We start from the raw sequence: 16,037 nt of genomic DNA on the forward strand, positions 1-16,037 counted from the left end.
GCTTGTTCTCATTTTCTACTGATAAATTATTGATGCGTTGGTTTTTGATTGTCAATTAGTGTTTTTTTGTTGGCTATGTATCACTCTTCGAATGTTTATTTTTATTTTGTTGCAAGAGTTAGATATTTTAAGGCACTTTTTTGGGGAGCTTTTTCGATTTTTTGATTCGAAGTCACCGTCTGTAGTGTATTCAAATAAAGATTCAATTTCTGATGATATTTTCTGGTGATCCCCTGCACTAAATTTTCCGTGAACAAAAGCCAGTTGCCTAAAAGATGGAGAAACCATGTTAAATAGCATTTTTATTTTTGCTTCTAGTAATTTACTGTTTTTTAAGTCATTTTGATCTGATGACCAATAAGTCAAGGAGCATTCGGCTAAGGAATCAATAGTATTGATAATTTCACTTTCTAAGGAAATTATGGACTCCTTTTTAGTGCTTTCTTGCCAGTTTAATCGGTTAAATAAAAATGCTGAAAAAGCACCTAGTATTGCCGCTATTGTGCCAGATAAAATCCTATCAACTATTTCCATGACTTTGATTCTGCCGTATTTATGTATTCTCTAATTTTCTTTTCGAAAAAGGAAAAAGACTCAGAATCGTCATTTTCATCATATTCGATAACTAGTAATTCATTAAAATCTGCTGGTTTTATGTAGCCTTTTCCGACCATTCCTCCGAATGCTTCATCTAGAAATGATGAACCAAAGCCTTCACAATCATCAATTTTAATTTCTAGTTTTTCTCCTGGTGCAAGTTGATTTACGAGTTGCTTAAGAACATTTTCTCTAAAGTGCTCACCAGTATAATCTCCGTCACTAAGGTACCGTCCGGCTGGTGTATCACAAAAATCTTTTCCAATATTGTATTTCATGAAGCTCCTCCTTTTTCAGGTACTATGACACTCCATATAATTAAAGTTCCTAATATAGGATATTTTAATGACTCTTTTTTTGTTCGTTCACTGCGATTCTCACAAGTAAACTTGTAAAGACCCTTTTGACTTAGAATTGACATATAACCATTGCCATATTGTTTTATGAATTCTAGAAGATCTTGCAAACCTTTTCCTCGGTTTTCTCTATCTGTCTGAGTTCGACCCATTTCAACAGCAGCTTCGATTAGAGAAGGATGATCATTATATAGATTTAATCGGTTCATGTAAGCCTTAGCTCGTTCCCAGAGATTTGAGCGTGGTAGGCTCGATGGTATACCTATACCCTGATCGTAGAAAGCGACTTTTAAGCGTCTGCTCTCGTTACAAAAGGAAGCAGTCATATACCAGTGCTTTTTACTTCGATACGTTTTAGGATAAGCATGGTGAGTTACATTAGTTATTGCTTCTGAAAGAGCTTGAAATAGTGGTGGCCTCTTTACTCTGTTACCTACTATTTCTTCGATTTTTTCTCTAAGAATTTTAGCTTTTTTCTCATCACCAGGAGCTCCTTTTATAAACTTTACAATATTCAATGTTGAAGGTTCTGTTGTAACTTTGCATTTGTCAAAGTTAAATAGCTCAAAAAAGCCTAAATCTGATAATTGAGCTTTCACATTTTCAGTCCACTCTTCGGTTTGTGGCACAAGCTTTCTTCCGACCTTATCATTCCATTTGTCTATTTCTGCAGTTAGAACCAAACTTGCGGGTGTTGATATGCCATTGATATTGTTCATGTTTATGGACTTTAGTCGATGTTTCTTACTGTCGAGCTCGATTAGCTTTCTTATAGCGTTAATTGGTTGGACTGATTCAACAAATGCACTTGAAAAGTTAACTTCCTCAGGGAACTCTATAGAATAAGTTTTCCTTTTTTTATCCAATTGTCTAATGAATCTTTGGTTTTCTTTAATCCATTGATTTGCAATTAATATCTCCCCTTTTTTAGAGCTCTGTTTAGATGGGTGGTATGATTTTCTTAGCTGTAAGCTGTATAAGACATCTCTTTGTCTTTGCTTCTTGGTGATTTTTTTCATATATAGTTTTTGTTATTAGGTGTAATTCGAATTCTATGTGTTTTGCGATACTTTAATTCTTACTCAAACACCTCTGCGCAACTTGATAAACGATGGCGTCCATCTCTTGCTGGGTGAATGTTTGGCCGTATTCTTTGTGGCCGTTGACCTTAGGTAAGATTTTCACCAACTGCTTGTGATTCAAAATCGGGAAAGGCGGCCTGGATTGATTGGTGACGTACCAGCCGGGGAACACGAGTACTGGCATGGCATTGACCTCGACTCCGCTGGCCTTGGTGAGCCAGTTGCCGACCCATTTGGCTTGTCTCGCGGCCTGTTCTATCGGCTTGGTTTCCTGCCAAGAGGGGAAGCACAAGCGATTGTCTTTGTAAGTGACCTCATAGGCTTTGCCGCCGTTGTTCTTATCTTTAATGCGCTTGTGGCGGCCTTTGGTTTCTATGGCAAATACACAATTTTTACCTATGGCGAGGTGGTCGATATTAAAGCCATCAGCCTGCACGTCATGAAAGATCTGATAACCCAGCGCCTGTAATCCGACGAGCTCGTTGGCGGTAGCAATTTCGGCGGTATGACCCAGACGTAACTTGGTCAGTCGTGTGAAGGCTTTCCAGGTTTTGTAGCCGCTATAAATCAGGCCTATGACTATGGTAAAGATGAATAGCCAGGGGACATCTTCTTGAATGATATGGGCCCTGAGGCTGTCGATGGCGAAGGGAAAGGCAACAACCATGACGGCAATAACCAAGGCGCCGATAACATCCATTTGCAGGTCTTGAATCTGTTGCTGTAAGCCGTAGGCGGGAATACGGATGAGTTGGTCGCGATCAACGGGTAAGTCTAGGGTGAGGTCTCGTCGTTTTAGAAGCAGCCAAGCAACACTCATCACGACAAACATACCCGATAGCAAGATGGCTATAGAAAGGAGGTTGGCTGTCAGCTCTGTCATGTTCATCCTTGAAGCAAAAGAGTGGGTATATCAGTGATTAAAGAGATAAACCCATGAATATTCGCATAATATACGCTCAATGTGTCTAAAAAGTAACTGGTAATTGGTCTAATTGTGACGTGTTTTTCAATCTTGCCGGTTGCGCTCTTTCTGGTGGGGCTGCTCATCCCAGTAGCGCTATGACGCTAAGTCTTTAAGGGTCTAATGCTCGTGGCAGTATGTTCACAATGTTATAACAAAGCCTATCTAATTTGAGGTAGGTCAATATTACAAAAACTGCATTGGTTAAAATTTAACCGTTAGCTGTCGCCTTTCCACAGCTGGAAATCAATGGGGGCAAAGATGATGTTCAATAAACTCTCCTTTATCGCGTTTAGCGCGAGCCTGTTCATCGCTCAAAGTTTTGCGGCAGATGTGGTGCCTACCGAAGTGCAGTTGCCTGGGACTCAGCAGGGACAAGCCGGTAATTTTGAGTCACCGGATAAGTGTGATAACTGCCACTCTGGCTACAACAAAACAAATCCTGAACATGAGCCAGCTACGGGCTGGCGCGGTAGTGCCATGGCCAACGCCAGTCGCGATCCGATTTTCTGGGCGACCATGGCGGTTGCAGAGCAAGACTTTGATGGCCGGGAGATTTTTGTATCCGCTGCCACAGCACCAAAGGCTGGTATGACGGGCATTCAACTCCAACCGATGGTTCGGGAATTCCCGCGATGGATGATAATGGCGTGGATTGCGATACCTGCCATGTGATGACCAACACCGACAATTCCGATCCTGTGTTGCAAGGTGCGATGACTGCCCCCTTTATAGCTAACTGTAGCGATAAAGTGTTAGCGCCATCGGGCACGTGCCAAAGTGTCGAAGAGGGCTTTTACGGCAGCGGTATCTTGTCACTCTGGAATGCCAGCAGCGCCAAGTTAGGCCCTTATGTCGACGCCGATGCCCGCCATCAATTTATGCAGTCTAAGTTTCATCGCCATGTGGATTTTTGTGGTTCCTGCCATGATGTTTCCAACCCTGTGGTGGGCGATTTAGCCCCAGGTAATGGCACGCAGCCCGGAGCGCCGCAGGTGATCTCCTCTCAAGACTCAGCTGGAAACCCAAATGTGGGCGGCCCTGTGGTGGATAAGGCAGCGTTTAATAATCCTCCTTATGCCTATGGCGTGGTTGAGCGCACCTTTAGCGAATATAAAGCTAGTGCATTTCCCACCACAAAAGTGGCCGATTTTCTGTCTCTGCCTGAGAATTTACGTCATCAAGGCGGCGTGATTGAGCTGACCTATCAAGCGGCACTTTTAGCGGGAACTGGCGGTAATTATGCCGATGGTGATATTCGTTATTTCAGCTGTCAAAGTTGTCATATGCGGCCGGTGCAAGGCGCCGGGGCTAATAAGCGTGGTGTCCAAGTGCGTAACGACCTGCCACAACACGATTTTACCGGCGGTAATAGCTGGATTGGCGAGGTTATCAAATATCAGGACAGTCACTCGCAGCTAAGGCTGGGCGATGGGCTGACTGCGGCGCAGTTGTCGGCTATCGATCTGGCGACTGAAAGGGCGAAGCAGCATCTGCAACAAGCGGCCAACTTGAGTGTGGATGGCAATCTGGTCACAGTGGTAAATCTCACCGGACATAAACTGATCTCAGGTTATCCTGAAGGCCGGCGTATGTGGCTTAACATCAAATGGTATGGCGATGAGGAGCAGCTATTGCGGGAAGATGGCGCTTATGGGCCGATAGGTGTGATGGTTGCCAACCCTGCCGGTGGCGCAGCTGTCGAAGTGGAATCGATAGTGGATTTAACTGGGGCAAATACCCGTATCTATTCGGCGCATTATGGCATTACTCAAGCCTGGGCTGAGCGTTTAGTGTCCTTAGGTGTCAGCGGTGATATAGCGCTAGCCTATAACCGTTTCAGTGGTGAGACGGTAACGACTCTGGCGGATTTGGCGACTGGCAGTGCCGACAGTATTGCGGAGAGTTTTCACTTTGCGCTAAACAATCATGTAGTGGCCGACAATCGTATTCCTCCCTATGGCATGAGTTTCGATGAGGCTAAAAGGCGCAACGCGCTGCCGGTACCCGCCAATCAATTTGGCGGCCCTGGTGTTGGCGGTGTGTATGACCATTATGATCGGCTAACCCTCAATCCTCCGGCCGGTGCCGTGTATGCCACTATCGACTTGCTCTACCAAGGCACCAGTTGGGAATACATCCAGTTCCTCTACTTGGCTAATAATCGCCAGAGCGCATTCCTCGGCGCCGAAGGCGATAACATGCTGGAAGCTTGGCTCAATACCGGCATGGCTAAGCCGCAGTTGATGGCATCCGCCACTTGGGGCTCACCACCTGTGACCGACGATACCTTGGGGGTGAGCAGTATCAGTACCGGGTATTTACAGCAAAGTGGCAAAGGCAAGTCTCAGACAATTACTTATATCGCTTCAAGCACTATTACAGTGGGTGATGAGGTGGTTATTCGAGCCTTGGTACAGGAGGCTAATGGCGAGCTAGAGGAAGGTGCCGTGGTCAGTATGAATGTGACCAACACGGCGACGCTAGAGAGTTTTACGCTTGTAAGCAGCGCCAGTGATAGTTCTGGGATTGCTGAGATCAGCTGGAAAACCTCTGCGCCCAACAAAAAAGGCAATGGTGGTACTACGCCCGGCACTTATACCATTAGCGTCACCGATGTCAGCGGTAGCTGGGATGGTGTACCGACGAGTAGCAGTTTCAACTTAGTGAATTAAAACTAGGGACTGTAGATGGTTTCAGGCACCGAACGGTGCCTGATTTTTAACTGATTTTGGGACAGATTTTACTGTTCAACCTGCATCCAATCCACCTCGACGCCGGCCTGCTCGAACATATCTTCGCTGACCTTTATCTTATCGCCCCAACGAGAGAGGAAGTCGTCGCTGGGTTGTGGGCTGTGCACCACCTTCAGGCCGGTTTGGATGATCTTGGCGGCGCAGTTGGGGCAGGGGAAGTGGGTAACCCAGATCTCGCAGCTGCTGAGGTCGCGCTTGGCGTAGAGAATGGCATTTTCCTCGGCGTGCAGCGTCTTGAGCAGCTTCATCTCGCGGTTGTCGGTCTCGGCGCTGTCCGAGATGCCGTGGGGGTAGCCGTTAAAACCTAGAGAGACGATGCGATTGTTTTCGGTGATCACCGCGCCAACCTGGGTCGAGGGATCTTTACTCCAAGAAGCTACGAGCTCGGCCATCTGTAAAAAACGTATTGCCCATTTGGTCATCATCTTCTTGAGGTTCCTCTGCTAAATAACTGAATCTGTTAGGCGCTATTCTCTATGGAGAACAATGAGAAATCAACTACTGCTTAATGGTCTAATCACCTAATGCGAGTATGCCACCATCTTTGCGGGTCAGGCGCTCCAGCCCTTAGCGGTAGCCCGTCTGAGACATCTGCATATTGCATCTCGATAGGCTGGAAAAATCCCCTATCCTGCGGGCGGCTCTTTAGGTTGGAGTTAGCTTTCACGCGTCGCCCTGATAGCGGGCAGCGTCTCTATCTCTGGTTCTGATTCGGTTGGCCGGGGCGAGGCCAACGTGGGTTCTCGCCTGGTGCTATTTTCTAACTCAGCGGAGGCGGTGAGTATGGCATCGATATGGGCGCGAACCGTTTCCAGGTGATAGTTGCGCCTGGCCTCGAAGCGGATCAGCGGCAACTCGGCGGTACGACAGGCTTCTTCTACCAATTGGTCACGGGCGACGACCTTGGCTTGCTTGTGGCTCTTGTCGTCGAGTTCGATGACGGCGATAACGCTCAGGGTCTGCTTGTCGCACAACACAAAGTCAAAGTGTTTGGCTGAGATCTTGTTGAAGGCGTTTTGCCAATGTTGGCGGGTCATCCCTTTCTCTGGGGTGATCACATCGGCAATGCGTACCTTACCGAGAATGCGGTATTGCTCGCCAATGGCATTATCCAGCACGCCGAGAAACGATCGCTCCGCGGCGGTAAACAGGGTTTTGTGTTTACGATATTGATACTGCTGACTTTTAGGGGCACTGCTTAGTCGGCCTAACAGAAACAGTATGATGATAATGCCGAAGGCAAAGGCGAATAACAGGTTTAGGTTCATCGAATGTCCATCTCTTGAGGCGGGCGTCGTTGCCCAGCTTGTGTGTTGGCACAATAAGCCCTGTTCGTGGTTTTTTCAATATGATGTTGTTGTCATCTTGGCTTGAATCCCGGTCGAAAGCAGATTAGCTTGAGGTATTGCAAGGGATGGTTGGTCTAGAGTCTGACCGCAGTGCGGTATTACAGAGGGAGTGCTGAATGATGTCGAATACTGTGATGAGCAGGGTGAAGCCCTGGTTGGTGTGCGCCTTGTTTGGGGCTGTCGCTGGCTGTAACAGCGATGACCATGATGCACTAAACACGATCGATTCGGTTAAGATGCAGCAGACGGTGGATGCGCTGGCCGAGGAGATGCTAGTGCCCGGCGCCGTGGTGTTGCTGCATACACCAAAGGGCAATTTTGAGTATGCCTATGGGGTGAGTCAGTATGGCGCCAGCGAGGCGACCCGTTTCGATCAACACCTGCGAGTCGGCTCTAACACCAAGACCTGGGTGGGCACAGTGATCTTACAGATGGTGCAGGAGGGGAAGCTCAAGCTGGATGACCCAGTCGCCATGCATTGGAGCGGTGTGCCGAGCGGCGAGCAGATCACCATAAGGCAGTTGCTGGCGATGAAGAGTGGTCTGCATAATTACACGACCACGTTCGAGCTGAATCAGATGCTGGACCAAGATCCCACCAAGGCTTGGACGCAAGATGAACTCCTGACACTGAGCTTTAATTATCCGCTCGACTTCGCGCCAGGCACGGCTTTTGGTTACTCTAATACCAATACTGTGTTGCTTGGTTTGATTGCCCAGAAACTCGATGACAGCGACTTACCTGAAATAATGCAGCGTCGCCTGTTTACCCCCCTCGGACTAAGCCAAACCCTGTTTCCCGCGACCACCGACAACAGTCTACCCGAGCCCTACGCACAAGGTTACATGTATGGCACCAATTTGTTGACCATGGACGGGGCGCTGCCCGAGGCGATGCAGCAGCAGGCTCGCGATGGGGTGATAGCCCCTGGGGAGCAAACCTTCGCCAATCCATCCTGGGGCTGGGCTGCCGGGGCGGGGATCTCTACTGCCAGAGATCTAGTTGTTTGGGTCGAGGCCCTGGTTGGTGGTGAGCTGTTAAGCGAGGCGATGCAACAACAGCGTCTGGCCAGCGTGAAACCCATAGATCCCGATAATCCCAACACCGCCTATTATGGCCTGGGCATCGCAAGATTCGGTCGACTCTATGGTCATACCGGTGAGCTGCCTGGCTATAACTCCTTTATGGGCCATGACCCAGACAACAAGGTGAGCCTGGTGGTCTGGACCAACCTGGCGCCTAGCGTGGATGGGCGCGACCCGGCCACTGTGATCGCGGCGGCCCTCATCAAGCAACTCTACCGGCCGGTTAACTCATCTAACTAGGGGACGAAAATGTCGCTGGTTTAGTCGCTGCTGTTCTTAGCGCAGCGCTCGGCATTTTCTGGCGTGCAGAGTTTGATGGGGGTGTAGACGATCTGCTCGAAGGCCTGGTCGCTGACGATCTTATGTAGGGTGAATATCGCCTGCCGACCCATCTCGTAGGGACTCTGACCTATGTTGGTATGGGCGAGGTGGTCTTGCAGCATGGCGAGCTGAGGAGGCGCCGCATCCGATATAATCACGACTATCTCTTTGTTATTTAGCTTAATTTTATAGGGCGCTATCATCTTGCGATACAGGGCTTCATCGTTTTGCGGCCAGCCACCCACGGCGATAAAGGAGTCGGCCTTAACGGGTTTGCCCTTCATGACGGATTCCATCTGTCTCACCGCCTGACTGAGTTGGTCGAAGTTGGAGAAGGGCTCCCTGATCTCCGTCCAGCCGTTATCCTTGTGCAGGCGCTTTCCCGGTGGCGTGGTATAGGTTTTGCCTGAGAGCGCGCTGCGAATCCCCATGATTCTGAGGTTGAGGTTAGGGGAGTCGGGGCGACCGGTTTGGATGATGAGGCTACCGCCATTGGGCCTGAGCTTCTTGAGCTGCTCACCCAAGGCCTGACCGAAGGCAAAGTTGTCTGTGCCTATGTAGGCGCGGCGCAGATCTTGGTGCTGGGCCAGGGTCGGGGCGTCGAAATCTGAGTCATAGGTGATCACCGGGATACCGGCGGCCTTGGCCTTGCTGAGGCTGTTTTCGGCGAGAAACTTAGACTGGGTGATGGCGACGGCGATACCGTCTATGCCCTGATCGATCAGCTGTTCGATCACCTTGTCTTGCAGGCGCACGCTGGAGATCTCTGGCCCCAGATAGATGCATTCAACATCGGTGAGCTGACTGGCGGCCGCTTCGCATCCCAGCTTGCTCTGATCGAAGAAGGCGCCATAAAACTTAGGCACTACGGCAAATTTCAGCGTCTTGGCACTAACACCAGCGTTAGCGGTGATCATTAGGGTCAACGAAATGAGAGTGATGAGTAATCGAGTCACGTTCGTCCCTCTAAGCTAATTCACAGCCAACTATTTACCGCGAGCTATACACGGTGAACTATTCACGGCGAACATAAGTCGCAGTTGCTGCGTGACAGGAATCTAGGCTACAGCACATTAAGCCAGAATTTCACATTTTGATAACCAAATGTAGCAAAGTGACACCGCCAAAGATATGTGTTGGATCAAGAATTTTTAGTGATAAATACGTGGAGCCTTGACTCGTCTGCTTGTGAAAGCGCCTCCGGTAGGAGGCACTTCCATCCTACCCTAGGCCAGCTTGAATTTATTCACCATGGCGCTGAGCTTCTGATTGGCGGCAGCCAGGCTTTGGGTACTGGTCACAGTGTCTTTACCGTTTTGTACCAGCTCTTGTGCCATGGCTTCTATCGTGTGCATATTCTGGCTGATCTCTGCCGTGACCGTGCTCTGCTGCTCTGAGGCGCTGGCGATCTGACTGCCGAGATCGTTTATCTCTGTGATAGAGCCGGTGACAGTGCCCAGGCTTGAGGTCACGCGTGCGGTATCCTGGGTGACCCTGTGACAGCTGTCGGTGGTTTCATGCATCACCTTTTCCGCCGTGTCGGCGTCGCGGCGTAAGGTGGAAAGGATCTGCTCAATCTGGTTAGTGCATGACTGGGTGCGTGAGGCGAGAGAGCGCACCTCGTCAGCCACCACGGCAAAGCCACGACCTTGTTCGCCTGCACGGGCTGCCTCGATGGCGGCATTCAGGGCGAGCAGATTGGTCTGATCGGCGATCTCTTTTATCACGCTCAATACCGAGATGATCTGGTTGGTATTACCGCTCATGGTATGAATGCTTTGGGTGGCTGACTGCATCTCCTCGACCAGAGCCTTAACACTGTTAGCGGCGTCAGAGACTCTGAGGCTAGAGGTCTGTGCTTCGTTGTCGGCCTGCTGGGTGCTGCCGGCCATTTTTACCGCGCTCTGGGCGACGGCATCGGCCGAGGCATTCATCTGGCTAATGGCGGTGACCACTAGCTCGGTTTCCGATCTGTGATTGTCTAGCGCCAAGCTGTTGCGCTCCGAGTGGCTGTCGAGCTGGCTGATCTCGCGGGTGATTTTGCTGGAGGCCTGAGAGATCTCAAGCAACATGGCCTGCAGATAGCCGATAAAGCTATTGACCGAATGTCCGATGGCCGCCAGTTCATCTTTGCTGTTGATGGCGAGTCTTGAGGTTAGGTCGGCATCCCCGGTCGATAGGGCATCGATACGGTTTTTCAACATCACCATGTCGGCGATGATCTTGTTGAGCAAAAACACACAGAAGGCCAGGGCAACGATGATCAGAACGCTGGCAACGGCAATGCTACGGTAAATTTTTTCGTCAAATATCGCCGCGGTGCCATCGGTAAGCCCCTGCTCTATGGTTTTGATGTTTGACTCATAGGTACCAGTACCTATGACCCAGCCCCATTCGGGGAGTATCTTCCTAACATAGGCAATCTGAGTCTGCTGCTTATTGGTGGCCGGATTAGTGATGCTGAGCTCAAGGAAGGCATCGGTTTTATCCCCCAAAACCTGTTTGGCTTCTTGGGTGTTTTTGGTGCTTTGTCCTACCAGTGCTTGCTGAGGATGGGCTAATAGCTTGCCGTTGAGGTCTTGTATCCAGAAGTGACCATCCTCGCCAAACTTGGCTGCCAATATGGCTTGCAAGGCATTGTTGACCTTGTCTTGTCTCAGCGTGCTGACATATTCGCCTGTGGCGATCACTAAATTTAGCGGCTCGAAATAGAAAGAGGCAGAGAGTTTTTCTTCCACCTGTCCGGTTGATGGGTTGGAGAAGTAGTAGCTGGTGTAGCCTATGGGATTAGCCTTGGCCGCGGTGACGATATCCCTCGCATAGTAGTTGCCTCGCTCATCCAGTGCATCACGACTATTGCCCATGGACACACCGCCCATGCCCGAGGCCTCGTTTTCGAGGGTGTCGGCATTGTAGGCAAACAGGTAGCGGCCCTCGCCCCAGCGGTATTCATTGAGAAAGGTGTAGATCAGCATGGCGGGATCGTCGGTGAGGTCATTTTCATATAGGCGGTTAATGACATCACGGAACATTTTGATCTCATCGCCTAAGGCCTGTTTGATGTTCTCTTCTCGTGATTGCTGGTAGAGGTCGTTGACTGAGCGGCTTAGAGTGTCGACTTGGCCGATAAGGTTCTGTTTGATGAGGGCTTCAACTTCATGACTGATATTGCGCTCTTCTTGTTTTAGCACCTCCTGAGCGATGATGAAGGTGTTGATGATAAACAAGCCGGAAACTGCAACGAGTAAAGCGCCTACTAATATGATTAGTTTAGCTTTTATTGTTATTTTCATAAAAACCAGCCTAGTTAATTTGACTAGATATAAGAAAAATCTAATGGACATTTAGTGGCAAAATTCAACTAAAGGCAATCGGGTGGTTACAGAATCGTGATGTGGGTGCAACTTGTTTGACACAAATGAGAGTTGATTAACAGATATTGCTAAGAGGTGAGCCAGTTGGCATTGCAACTGGGTCTAACTAATTGGCTAGATTAGCAATTGAGGCTTGAGCGACAGAGTGACAGAGTGACAGAGTGATAGAGAAGAGCAAGTATGAAAAAGGGAAGCCTGGGCTTCCCTTTTACGCTGTAGATTTGTCTCAGCCTGTTGCCTTGCTTGATTAAAGCTGGCGGCCGATGGCGACTATTTGATAGCGACTACTTGTAGAAGGCTTCGATGGTGCCTTTAACTGTCATCATTAGTGGTTGGCCGTGACGGTCCAGGGCCTTAGGGCTAGGGATCTTCACCCAGCCTTCACTGATGCAATATTCTTCGACGTTGAAGCGCTCTTTGCCGTTTACAAGAATGCCGATGTCATGCTCGAAGTAGTCGGCCACATGGTGTGGGCTACGTGGATTGACAGATAGGCGATCGGGCAATGCAGGTAGTGATTTAGTGTCAGTCATAGTGGTTATCTTCAATCAAATAAGTTGTGCGCTATTGTAGGCAATACTGGTTATGGGCTCAAGCGAATAACACCCGCCTTGAGTTTTTGGCTTTGGGCTGGAAGAATGGCGCTCATTCCTGCCTAATTTCAGGCGCTCACGATTCATTTTAAGCATTAGCGCTTCACTCTAAGCACTAAGGTTAAGTTGAGGCTTTAGCCCGAGGACATTGCCGCCATGAACGAAGCGATCGTCATCGCCTTACCCTCGCTGATTCATCGAATCGGTCGCGAGAAGGTGACACAGGCGCAGACCTTAGCCGACGATTTTGGCTGCAGCCTGAAGCGGGTACGACGCTCACGTAATTGGCAGCTGGCGGGCGGGGCGGTTGATGTGCAATCTTTTACCCAGGCACTCAAGCAGTGTCAGCCCGTTATGGCGCCCTATCTGATTGCTAAGCTGGAGGCGGGCCTACTGCCGCATGCCGATAAGTTAGAACCCCTGGAGGTGAAGTTGGTGCGTATGATCCGAGAGACCCCAGGTATCACCCTGGGGGAGCTGATGGAGCAGACCCAGTGCACTATCATTGAGGCTCGCCAAGCAAGATTTGAGGCCGACAGTTAAGCTCTGTTTTTAAACAAAAAAGAAGGGGGATTGCCAGGCTGGCCATCCCCCTTCTTTTAAGATGAGTCATTACGCGATTCGATGAGAATAGGCTAGGCGCTCAGCTTGCGCCAGGCCGTGCCCATCAGGGTAAAAATAAAGGTGAACAATTTATAGGTGAGCCAGCAGAAACCGATAAAGCCACCTATCATCAGCACCCAGACGATCACCTCTATGGTGGTCGAAGGTTTCTTCTTGGCCTTGTCTGTTTCGCCATCTTGTTTGGCATCGCCAGATTTTGCCGCCTGGTCACCTGCGGTTTGGCTCGGCTTGTGGCTCTGCGCGCCTCTGTCCGCATCTGTATCCGCGCCTGTATCCGTATTGGTTGTGTCGTCTTTTGCCGCTGTGACTTTCTTGCCACTCAGCGGCTGTAGGCTGATCCCAAACTGATTCTGGTTGTGGTCCAGTCTCACCTTAAGCTTGCGGGTTTTATAGCCCTTGTCGCTCACCTCAAGCAGGTAGTCTCCGGGTCTGAGGGGCATGCCGAACTCATATTTAGGCCCTATGTTCATCACCCTGACCTTAGCCGAGGTCGGCTGGGTCACTATCTCCAGCGGGAAGGTCTTGCGTCCCTTCTCCCAGAAGGTGAGGGTCACCTGGCTGCGACGTTTGGCCTGAACATAGACCTTGCGGGAGATGGCCTGCTTCTTCTTATCCTTGGGGCTGGCCTTGAGCCAATAGGTACCGGGGGCCAGGTAGGCTTGACGGCTGATCTCAAAACCTGCGCCGTTGGCACGGGTAGACAGGGTTGCATTGTCGAGATTGCTGTTGCGGCCCAGAACCAGTAGGCCTGCATTCTTGTTGGTACTTATCAGTTGATACTGGTTACCTTCCACCTGGGCTATCAGGTGTGACAGTCCAGGTAGCTTGGCCAGTTCACCGGCGAAGGCCTCGAAGATGCCATCTTCTATCTTGTCTTTGATCTTCTGTTTCAGATCGGCGTGGGCGACCTCGGGGGCGAGGATAAGTAGCAGCGCCGCACAGCATGGTAAAATCCATTTATTCATCTGAACCTCCGATGATCTGCAGCAGGCTAGCGGCCAGTTCCGGGGCGGCTTCGCCAAGTAGGTCGATAACCATCAATACTGTGTCTGTGTCGCCGTGATTGACGATATAGTCACGAATGACCGCATCGACCATCTCTTTGTTTTGCTTATAGAGTTCTTCGCCGCTGCTCTTGATCAGCTCGTCTAAAGCCTCACCCCTGAGGGCATCTTCGAGCTTGTCGGCCAGCTGGTTAGAGGCCTGGGTTTGGCGCTTGGCTTCGAAGGCGGTCTGGTTGCTCAGCTCTATGGTATGTTGGTTAATTTTCTCCTCGCTGATGCCCATCATCTGGGCGAATAGCGAGCTGATGTTGGAAAGCGCGACCACATCGAAGATATGTCTCTCGATTTCCGCTTTCTCCGGCATATTCTGTTTGGTCGGGCGGCTAACGTTACAGATATTGGAGTCTGGATAGCACTTATATTCTCCTTTGTTGACCTCTACGCCATCGATAATCAGGCGCCACTCAAACACCAAACCAAATACCAGCCAGAGCATGTTGCCGCCAGGATATTGGGTGTCACCCATGGTGATCGTCTTGTGCTTGAGCTCTCCGGTCCAGACACCCGATGCACGATTACCCTGCTGTGCATTGAGGGACTGCATATAGCTGAATTCGAGCCTTACCTCAGGCTGCTTAAGGCCTATCTCGCTGTGTGGGGTGAACTGTAATAATTCATCGCCAAGAAAGCGTTTCTTGCCTTGGTTGAGTACGCTGGCAAGCTGCTTCTCCAGTAGCCTACCGGCAACATGAGGCTCAGGATAGGTGAAGCGCAGGTGTTCCGGGGTCTTGAGTAGCTGCGCCTCAAAGGCATCGGGCTCGGCTTTTCGCTCGGCGCGCGCCTTGCGATTTGCGTAATAGCGTTGCATGAACAGCTGCGGGTCTAGGCCACTCCAGCCAGAGACGAGCATGTTAATGTCTTCGATCTCGGCCGCCGTTTTAGTGCAGGGCATATGGGCAGCCTTGATGCTGATCTGTGAATGACCCGCCTTGATCACCTTATGTAGCATGTCGAGAAACTCGGCGTTGAGTCCGCGTTCGGCCCAACCCTTGCGGTACATCTCGAGTTTCAGGCGTCCGCGCTGGTCGATAGACTGCATGGCGATATCCGCCTTCTTGAGCATGCCGGTGCAGTGGGCACGCCTGAGGGGATTGCTGCGCGCCCAGGTTAAGAAGTCGCGGTAGCCAGCCTTGGTGTCGCTGGCGACGGCCTCCTGCCAGCGCTTATCGGTATGGCGATGGCGAGACAGATAGGCGGTGAGCCAGACAAGCAGCAACAAGGTGCCTAAGAACTTGCTTATCCCCTGAAAACGTGGCTCGTAGGGATATTGCTTGCTGAGGGACTTCTCGGTGGCCTGACTCATGGGAAAGCTGGTTTGATAGTCCAGCGACAGTAGCACGGGCTTGGCTAATGCCTTGATGGGCAGTAGGCGGTTCTCTTCCCAGGCGAACACGGTTTGCACCTTGCTCTTGTAGGTGTATATCTTGTCTGTGTAGATCTGGTATTTCACCGAGCCAAACGCGATCACCACAAACCAGGCGACGGCGCCAAGCATGAGGTAGCGGGTCAGGCGTCTTAGCTTGAGTCGCCAAATCGAGTCGGGTTTAGACTTGCTGAGCTTGCGAATAAACATCCATGCCACAAAACAGCCAAGAATGATCAGTTTTATCATTGTCGCTTCCGTGTCCGAGCTGAGGTGTCATGGCGCGGTTGGGCCGAGTGATTGAGTCGGTGCGCCACGAACTGGGGTTACTTTTGTTAAAAACTATACCTATAGCGGAGGGGAAAAGAAACCTAAGCATCCACCTAAGTGTGTGATTAATCACAGAAGATTAACAAGTTTGTCTTTGAGCACCCAGCCGAAAGCGGGATTGGACAGCGACAGCCCGGTGTTTTAACTTGGCCCTTGCAAGGTTTACATTTAAGCCTTGG

At 50.2% G+C, this 16,037-nt stretch carries 15 protein-coding genes; 4 read left to right on the top strand and 11 right to left on the bottom strand.

What is annotated here, in order from left to right; translation table 11 throughout:
* Positions 1-51: 51 nt before the first annotated feature.
* Genes DB48_RS01755 through DB48_RS01770 form a run of 4 tightly spaced genes read right to left on the bottom strand, consistent with a single transcriptional unit; the run spans position 52 to position 2,918 of the window.
* Entirely contained in the window at positions 52-534 is a 483-nt protein-coding gene (locus tag DB48_RS01755) for a hypothetical protein (protein ID WP_041508597.1), read from the bottom strand.
* A complete protein-coding gene (locus DB48_RS01760) occupies positions 525-875 on the bottom strand; it encodes an STAS-like domain-containing protein (RefSeq protein ID WP_041508598.1) in 351 nt (116 codons plus the stop codon). The genes DB48_RS01755 and DB48_RS01760 overlap by 10 nt, the downstream gene beginning before the upstream one ends.
* A complete protein-coding gene (locus DB48_RS01765) occupies positions 872-1,972 on the bottom strand; it encodes a hypothetical protein (RefSeq protein WP_041508599.1) in 1,101 nt (366 codons plus the stop codon). Before DB48_RS01765 ends, DB48_RS01760 begins: the two co-directional genes overlap by 4 nt.
* A gap of 52 nt (positions 1,973-2,024) precedes the next feature.
* Positions 2,025-2,918, bottom strand: coding sequence for a nuclease-related domain-containing protein (locus DB48_RS01770; protein ID WP_041508600.1), 894 nt, complete (start codon positions 2,916-2,918; stop codon positions 2,025-2,027).
* A gap of 342 nt (positions 2,919-3,260) precedes the next feature.
* Here DB48_RS01770 and DB48_RS01775 point away from each other — a divergent pair, with 342 nt between their 5' ends.
* On the top strand, positions 3,261-3,674 hold the full coding sequence (locus DB48_RS01775; protein ID WP_152619075.1) for a hypothetical protein: 414 nt from the start codon (positions 3,261-3,263) through the stop codon (positions 3,672-3,674).
* Positions 3,635-5,674, top strand: coding sequence for a hypothetical protein (locus DB48_RS01780; protein WP_152619076.1), 2,040 nt, complete (start codon positions 3,635-3,637; stop codon positions 5,672-5,674). Before DB48_RS01775 ends, DB48_RS01780 begins: the two co-directional genes overlap by 40 nt.
* A 68-nt stretch (positions 5,675-5,742) precedes the next feature.
* On the opposite strand, the gene DB48_RS01785 is transcribed toward DB48_RS01780, so the two are convergent.
* Positions 5,743-6,180, bottom strand: a complete 438-nt coding sequence (locus DB48_RS01785; protein ID WP_041508603.1) for a dCMP deaminase family protein — start codon at positions 6,178-6,180, stop codon at positions 5,743-5,745.
* Positions 6,181-6,411: 231 nt separating this feature from the next.
* Positions 6,412-7,023, bottom strand: coding sequence for a DUF2726 domain-containing protein (locus DB48_RS01790; protein WP_041508604.1), 612 nt, complete (start codon positions 7,021-7,023; stop codon positions 6,412-6,414).
* A 197-nt stretch (positions 7,024-7,220) separates the two neighbouring features.
* On the opposite strand from DB48_RS01790, the gene DB48_RS01795 reads away from it, so the two are divergent.
* Positions 7,221-8,429, top strand: a complete 1,209-nt coding sequence (locus tag DB48_RS01795) for a serine hydrolase domain-containing protein (RefSeq protein WP_082035563.1) — start codon at positions 7,221-7,223, stop codon at positions 8,427-8,429.
* Between the two features lie 20 nt (positions 8,430-8,449).
* On the opposite strand, the gene DB48_RS01800 is transcribed toward DB48_RS01795, so the two are convergent.
* The 3 genes from DB48_RS01800 to DB48_RS01810 form a co-directional block, all read right to left on the bottom strand.
* Entirely contained in the window at positions 8,450-9,427 is a 978-nt protein-coding gene (locus DB48_RS01800) for a substrate-binding domain-containing protein (RefSeq protein WP_443018602.1), read from the bottom strand.
* A 309-nt stretch (positions 9,428-9,736) separates the two neighbouring features.
* On the bottom strand, positions 9,737-11,803 hold the full coding sequence (locus DB48_RS01805; RefSeq protein WP_041508606.1) for a methyl-accepting chemotaxis protein: 2,067 nt from the start codon (positions 11,801-11,803) through the stop codon (positions 9,737-9,739).
* Between the two features lie 365 nt (positions 11,804-12,168).
* A complete protein-coding gene (locus tag DB48_RS01810; RefSeq protein WP_011866839.1) occupies positions 12,169-12,417 on the bottom strand; it encodes a DUF3297 family protein in 249 nt (82 codons plus the stop codon).
* A 216-nt stretch (positions 12,418-12,633) separates the two neighbouring features.
* Here DB48_RS01810 and DB48_RS01815 point away from each other — a divergent pair, with 216 nt between their 5' ends.
* Positions 12,634-13,020 (top strand): ribosome recycling factor family protein, encoded by a 387-nt coding sequence (locus tag DB48_RS01815; protein WP_041508607.1) that lies wholly within the window; start codon positions 12,634-12,636, stop codon positions 13,018-13,020.
* Positions 13,021-13,112: 92 nt separating this feature from the next.
* Here the strand turns inward: DB48_RS01815 and DB48_RS01820 are convergent, their stop codons facing one another.
* Together DB48_RS01820 and DB48_RS01825 are read right to left on the bottom strand one after the other, a co-directional pair.
* Positions 13,113-14,066, bottom strand: a complete 954-nt coding sequence (locus tag DB48_RS01820; RefSeq protein WP_041508608.1) for a hypothetical protein — start codon at positions 14,064-14,066, stop codon at positions 13,113-13,115.
* Positions 14,059-15,777 (bottom strand): hypothetical protein, encoded by a 1,719-nt coding sequence (locus DB48_RS01825; protein WP_041508609.1) that lies wholly within the window; start codon positions 15,775-15,777, stop codon positions 14,059-14,061. Before DB48_RS01825 ends, DB48_RS01820 begins: the two co-directional genes overlap by 8 nt.
* Positions 15,778-16,037 lie beyond the last annotated feature (260 nt).

Origin of the sequence: Shewanella sp. cp20 (assembly GCF_000832025.1) — a bacterium.
Taxonomy (GTDB): Bacteria; Pseudomonadota; Gammaproteobacteria; order Enterobacterales; family Shewanellaceae; genus Shewanella.

What these genes read in the sequence shown, in the direction of transcription:
- DB48_RS01755 (WP_041508597.1), bottom strand. Translation starts at nt 534, where the DNA reads ATGGAAATAGTTGATAGGATTTTATCTGGCACAATAGCGGCAATACTA.
- DB48_RS01760 (WP_041508598.1), bottom strand. Translation starts at nt 875, where the DNA reads ATGAAATACAATATTGGAAAAGATTTTTGTGATACACCAGCCGGACGG.
- DB48_RS01765 (WP_041508599.1), bottom strand. Translation starts at nt 1,972, where the DNA reads ATGAAAAAAATCACCAAGAAGCAAAGACAAAGAGATGTCTTATACAGC.
- DB48_RS01770 (WP_041508600.1), bottom strand. Translation starts at nt 2,918, where the DNA reads ATGACAGAGCTGACAGCCAACCTCCTTTCTATAGCCATCTTGCTATCG.
- DB48_RS01775 (WP_152619075.1), top strand. Translation starts at nt 3,261, where the DNA reads ATGATGTTCAATAAACTCTCCTTTATCGCGTTTAGCGCGAGCCTGTTC.
- DB48_RS01780 (WP_152619076.1), top strand. Translation starts at nt 3,635, where the DNA reads ATGGATGATAATGGCGTGGATTGCGATACCTGCCATGTGATGACCAAC.
- DB48_RS01785 (WP_041508603.1), bottom strand. Translation starts at nt 6,180, where the DNA reads ATGATGACCAAATGGGCAATACGTTTTTTACAGATGGCCGAGCTCGTA.
- DB48_RS01790 (WP_041508604.1), bottom strand. Translation starts at nt 7,023, where the DNA reads ATGAACCTAAACCTGTTATTCGCCTTTGCCTTCGGCATTATCATCATA.
- DB48_RS01795 (WP_082035563.1), top strand. Translation starts at nt 7,221, where the DNA reads ATGATGTCGAATACTGTGATGAGCAGGGTGAAGCCCTGGTTGGTGTGC.
- DB48_RS01800 (WP_443018602.1), bottom strand. Translation starts at nt 9,427, where the DNA reads ATGATCACCGCTAACGCTGGTGTTAGTGCCAAGACGCTGAAATTTGCC.
- DB48_RS01805 (WP_041508606.1), bottom strand. Translation starts at nt 11,803, where the DNA reads ATGAAAATAACAATAAAAGCTAAACTAATCATATTAGTAGGCGCTTTA.
- DB48_RS01810 (WP_011866839.1), bottom strand. Translation starts at nt 12,417, where the DNA reads ATGACTGACACTAAATCACTACCTGCATTGCCCGATCGCCTATCTGTC.
- DB48_RS01815 (WP_041508607.1), top strand. Translation starts at nt 12,634, where the DNA reads ATGAACGAAGCGATCGTCATCGCCTTACCCTCGCTGATTCATCGAATC.
- DB48_RS01820 (WP_041508608.1), bottom strand. Translation starts at nt 14,066, where the DNA reads ATGAATAAATGGATTTTACCATGCTGTGCGGCGCTGCTACTTATCCTC.
- DB48_RS01825 (WP_041508609.1), bottom strand. Translation starts at nt 15,777, where the DNA reads ATGATAAAACTGATCATTCTTGGCTGTTTTGTGGCATGGATGTTTATT.